The 3,710-nt window shown below is 60.4% G+C and carries 3 protein-coding genes and 1 pseudogene; 1 reads left to right on the forward strand and 3 read right to left on the reverse strand.

The window, feature by feature from the left end; translation table 11 throughout:
- Positions 1 to 117 precede the first annotated feature (117 nt).
- On the reverse strand, positions 118 to 939 hold the full coding sequence (locus tag NKI22_RS31300) for an ArdC family protein (RefSeq protein ID WP_352959684.1): 822 nt from the start codon (positions 937 to 939) through the stop codon (positions 118 to 120).
- Between the two features lie 716 nt (positions 940 to 1,655).
- On the opposite strand from NKI22_RS31300, the gene NKI22_RS31305 reads away from it, so the two are divergent.
- A complete protein-coding gene (locus tag NKI22_RS31305; protein ID WP_352959687.1) occupies positions 1,656 to 2,933 on the forward strand; it encodes a tyrosine-type recombinase/integrase in 1,278 nt (425 codons plus the stop codon).
- A gap of 228 nt (positions 2,934 to 3,161) precedes the next feature.
- Here the strand turns inward: NKI22_RS31305 and NKI22_RS31310 are convergent.
- Positions 3,162 to 3,305 (reverse strand): annotated as a pseudogene (locus tag NKI22_RS31310) (ribosome small subunit-dependent GTPase A); the annotation flags it as partial.
- Positions 3,301 to 3,710, reverse strand: a 410-nt coding sequence (locus tag NKI22_RS31315; RefSeq protein WP_352959689.1) for a PfkB family carbohydrate kinase, incomplete at its 5' end; no start/stop codon positions are given. The pseudogene NKI22_RS31310 and the gene NKI22_RS31315, both read right to left, overlap by 5 nt.

The following is a 3,710-nucleotide window of genomic DNA, read 5'->3' on the forward strand; positions in this document are numbered from 1 at the left end:
AAAATAATGCTGAGCAAATCCCATCCGCGAAAGCTGGATCCCGCGGATTTCAAGCAGTGCAGCCGCGTTCCTTCACATTATGGGCTGCTGCGGATAACTAAAGTTATGCTCACCTCATCATAACTTCAGCCACGAGCCGATATAGTCGGCGTGACGCACGGTCGGCGTGATGCCCAGCGAGGCGCAACAGAAAGCCGCACATATCTCGGCAACCAGCTCTTCGAAGGCATACTTCTTGGTGCCGAAGGAACCAGACAAATCCCGGTTGAGGCGTGAGGCATGACCGGTGGCGTGCCCGAGTTCATGCAGGGCGGTCCGGTGCCAATTGATCGGCTCGAAGTAGGCTTGGGGTGGCGGGACCCGCACATAATCGTGGGCCGGAGCGTAGAAGGCGCGGCTGCCACCAACCCGGAAATCGATCCCCGTCTGCTTGATCAGCCTCTCGACCTTCGGCTCGATCAGGCCGGGTAGGGGCGGGTGCGTGGCCATCGCAACATCGTCGGGCAGCCCGTCGCACTGCGCGGCGTTGAACACCGTGAAGCGTTTGAGGAATGGGATCGATCGGGCTTGCTCGCCGGTTTCGCGGGTACGCTTTTTCTCGTCGTCGGGCACGAACCGATGGGCGTAGACGACTGTCGTTCCATGCTCACCCTTGCGGACGCTACCGCCAAGCGCGAGCGCCTGGCGGAAGGTCAGCCAGCTCTGTCCTGAAAAGCCCTGCTCGATCACCGAACCCCAGAGGATCAGGACATTGATTCCAGAGTATTGCCGGTCGGTGGCGGCGTTCTTCGGCATGGCGAGCGGCGCCTTCGCAGCTGCCATTCCCCATGGCTGAACCCAGGGCAGCCGACCGGCCTCCAGCTCGCCGATGATCTTGCTGGTGATGTCCTCATATACGCTGGCCCGCGTCGGGGCAGCTTGGTGCCGATGCTTGGTCATTGCGAGTCTCCGCGCCGGGCGCCGGGAGCCTCTCTCCCAGCCTTCAACCCGTCAGTGCGCCAAGCGCGGCCCTCCAACTTTATGAACTCAAATGAAGATTTCGGTTGCCGACCAACTCCGAGGTGGAAGACACCATTCGAAACCGCAGCGTGAGGCGATCAGCAGAACCCACTAAGCCGGGCGCACGGGAGTAGGCCCAAGCGACCCGGCAGTGAGTCCATGAAAACGGAAGCCGCACAGACAGCCGAAGCCAGTCAGGAGCGGTTCCACCGGCCACGGAAGTGGGGAGCCAGCCGAAAGGCTCGTGGAGTGCGCGTCAGCGCAACCGTTCCGATTAGCAGGTCAAAGGAGCATCTTTGCCGCAGGCGCTCCAGTCGGCGCTTTTCGCAGCCGTATATTCAGAGAAAAGATCGTGCGGCAGGGCATCCGGAATGGCGAGACAGAAAAGTGTGCTCAATGCGAACCGCGATCCGTCTGTTTCCGAGCGAAACTATCGGACCATAGAGATTGGCTGAGGGCTCCGTTTTGAAAATCCCCGACCAATTCGACGAGACCACGCCCCTGCGCGTCGCGATTGCAGCACGAATTGCCTTTCCCGATGGCTCGATGTGCGCAGCAGGCCTACGCAAGGAACGTGACGCCGGCCGACTTGAAACCGAGCTAATCGCAGGAAAGGAGTACGTCACCTTGCTGGCGATCACCAGAATGAGGGAACTATGCCGCGGGCGTCGAAAGGGCCACGCCTCGTCTGGCGCGGCGAAAGCTGGAAAAAGGACGGAACACTCCGAAACAAAGCTGGATGGTTTATCCGCGATCGAACAACGTTCATCAGCGCTGGCAGCGGCGAAAAGGGCCATCCAGGACCTGAAGCTGAAAAGGCGCTCGCGGTCTACATCGCCAGCAAGTACCACCGAGCGCGCGGTGCCGAAGATGTCTTGATAGCCGATGTCGTCAGCGTCTACCTGAGAGAGGTTGCACCGAAGCATGCCGCGCCGGAAGAGACGGCGGCTCGGCTGGACAACATCCTCGATTTCTTCGGTGAAAAGACCCTCGCCGCTATTAACGGCAAACTCTGCCGCGACTACGCCGCGTCCTGTCCCACAGAAGCCGTTGCGCGCCGCCAACTCGAGGATTTTCGTGCAGCCATCAACTACTATCGCAGGGAAGGTTACACGACTGCCGCACCGACGATTGTCCTGCCCGACAAGGCTGGTGCACGCGAGCGCTGGTTGACGCGCAGTGAAGCGGCCGCTCTCATCTGGGCAGCTTGGCGTATGAAGCAGAAATGGAAGGGCCAGGAGAGCGGCCGGCGTACCGGACGACACCTCGCCCGCTTCATGCTTGTCGCGCTTTATACAGGAACACGCTCTGCCGCAGTCTGCGGCGCCGCCGTCCGTCCAACCAAAGGGCGTGGTTATGTGGACCTTGACCGCGGCATCTTTTACCGCCGTGCCGATGGCGCAAAGAAGACCAAAAAACGCCAGCCGCCCGTGCGCCTGCCGGACCGGCTATTGGCTCACCTCCGCCGCTGGGCGTGCACGGATCTCGATATCAGAACCAAGGCGCGCGGCAAAAGCGCAAATATCGGCCGAAAAATATCGCAAGATTTTGTCGTGGAATGGAATGGAAAGCCGGTGGTGTCGGTAAAGAAGAGCTTCAGCAGAGCTCGCGAGGCAGCCGGCCTCGGTCCCGACGTCACTTCGCACACGCTTCGCCACACCGCTGCGACCTGGCTGATGCGGGCCGGCGCCGACATGTGGCAGGCGGCGGGCTTTCTGGGCATCACCGTGGATGTCCTGATCGATACTTATGGCCACCATCATCCCGACTTCCAGGCAGACGCCGCCGAGAAGATCGCCAAGAAGCAGGTCGCCGCCGAGGCGACGAAATCGGTCTCAGGACAGATGACAATGAAACATGAACTCGGCAGGGGGGGCCCTATGTTTCCCACCCAAAGCTCGAAAGGAAACGCGATCATTGCGAAGCAAGCGTGACGATCGGGCCCAAAAAGCTGCGGCTTTGCTGGTAGCGCACATCGTTCGGGACGATGGGGTCGCAGGTTCACGCTGCCACCCGCACCACTTTCTCTAATTTGGGTTGGGCGGTCACGCCGTTCGAATCCACTCCGACTCCCCGGACTGAACGAAACTGCGAACTACGAGCTGCCGATCCCCTCGAAACAAGAGGACCAGCTCTCCTCCTTCATGAATGATCGCTGCGACCGCGGCCGAATTGCTTCCACGAGGTCCGGTTCGAACCGCCGTGTTGTTGCGATTTTCGTCTAAGAGTTTGCGCCAGCGAGCAAGACGCTCAGGATCCAGCATACTAGCGGCCAAAGCTGCTTGTACCGCATAGCCGGGTTCATTCTGCTCCATTCCTCTGAAACGTGGCGAAGACAACCCGCTTGCTTTCGCGCACGCAGTCTTCAAGCGGCTTCGCCTTCGCCAGATGCGCCGCAATCGCGCTGGCCAGTATGCAACCTGTTCCGCGCATTGATGTGGCAAGGCGCGGTGTATCGACGTGGATGGGTTCATGATCGGAGCGTAATAAAATATCGGTCGATCGGAGTCCCGAGGCATGCCCACCCTTGATCAGCAGGGCCTGAGGGCCGGCGGCCAACAGTCTTTGTCCTTGTCGGAGCGCATCGTCCTCATCCACTGCCAGTTCGGAGCCAATAAGGTGCGCCAGTTCGGGAAGGTTGGGCGTGACAAGGCAGCAAAGCGGCATCAGATCGCGCTTCATGACAGCGATAGCGGCTGCCTGTAAGAGCG

Source organism: Mesorhizobium sp. M0778, assembly GCF_040320105.1.
GTDB lineage: Bacteria > Pseudomonadota > Alphaproteobacteria > Rhizobiales > Rhizobiaceae > Mesorhizobium.

Bases quoted from the DNA above. Each gene is read 5' to 3' on its own strand.
- NKI22_RS31300 (WP_352959684.1), bottom strand. From the start codon at position 939: ATGACCAAGCATCGGCACCAAGCTGCCCCGACGCGGGCCAGCGTATAT.
- NKI22_RS31305 (WP_352959687.1), top strand. From the start codon at position 1,656: ATGCCGCGGGCGTCGAAAGGGCCACGCCTCGTCTGGCGCGGCGAAAGC.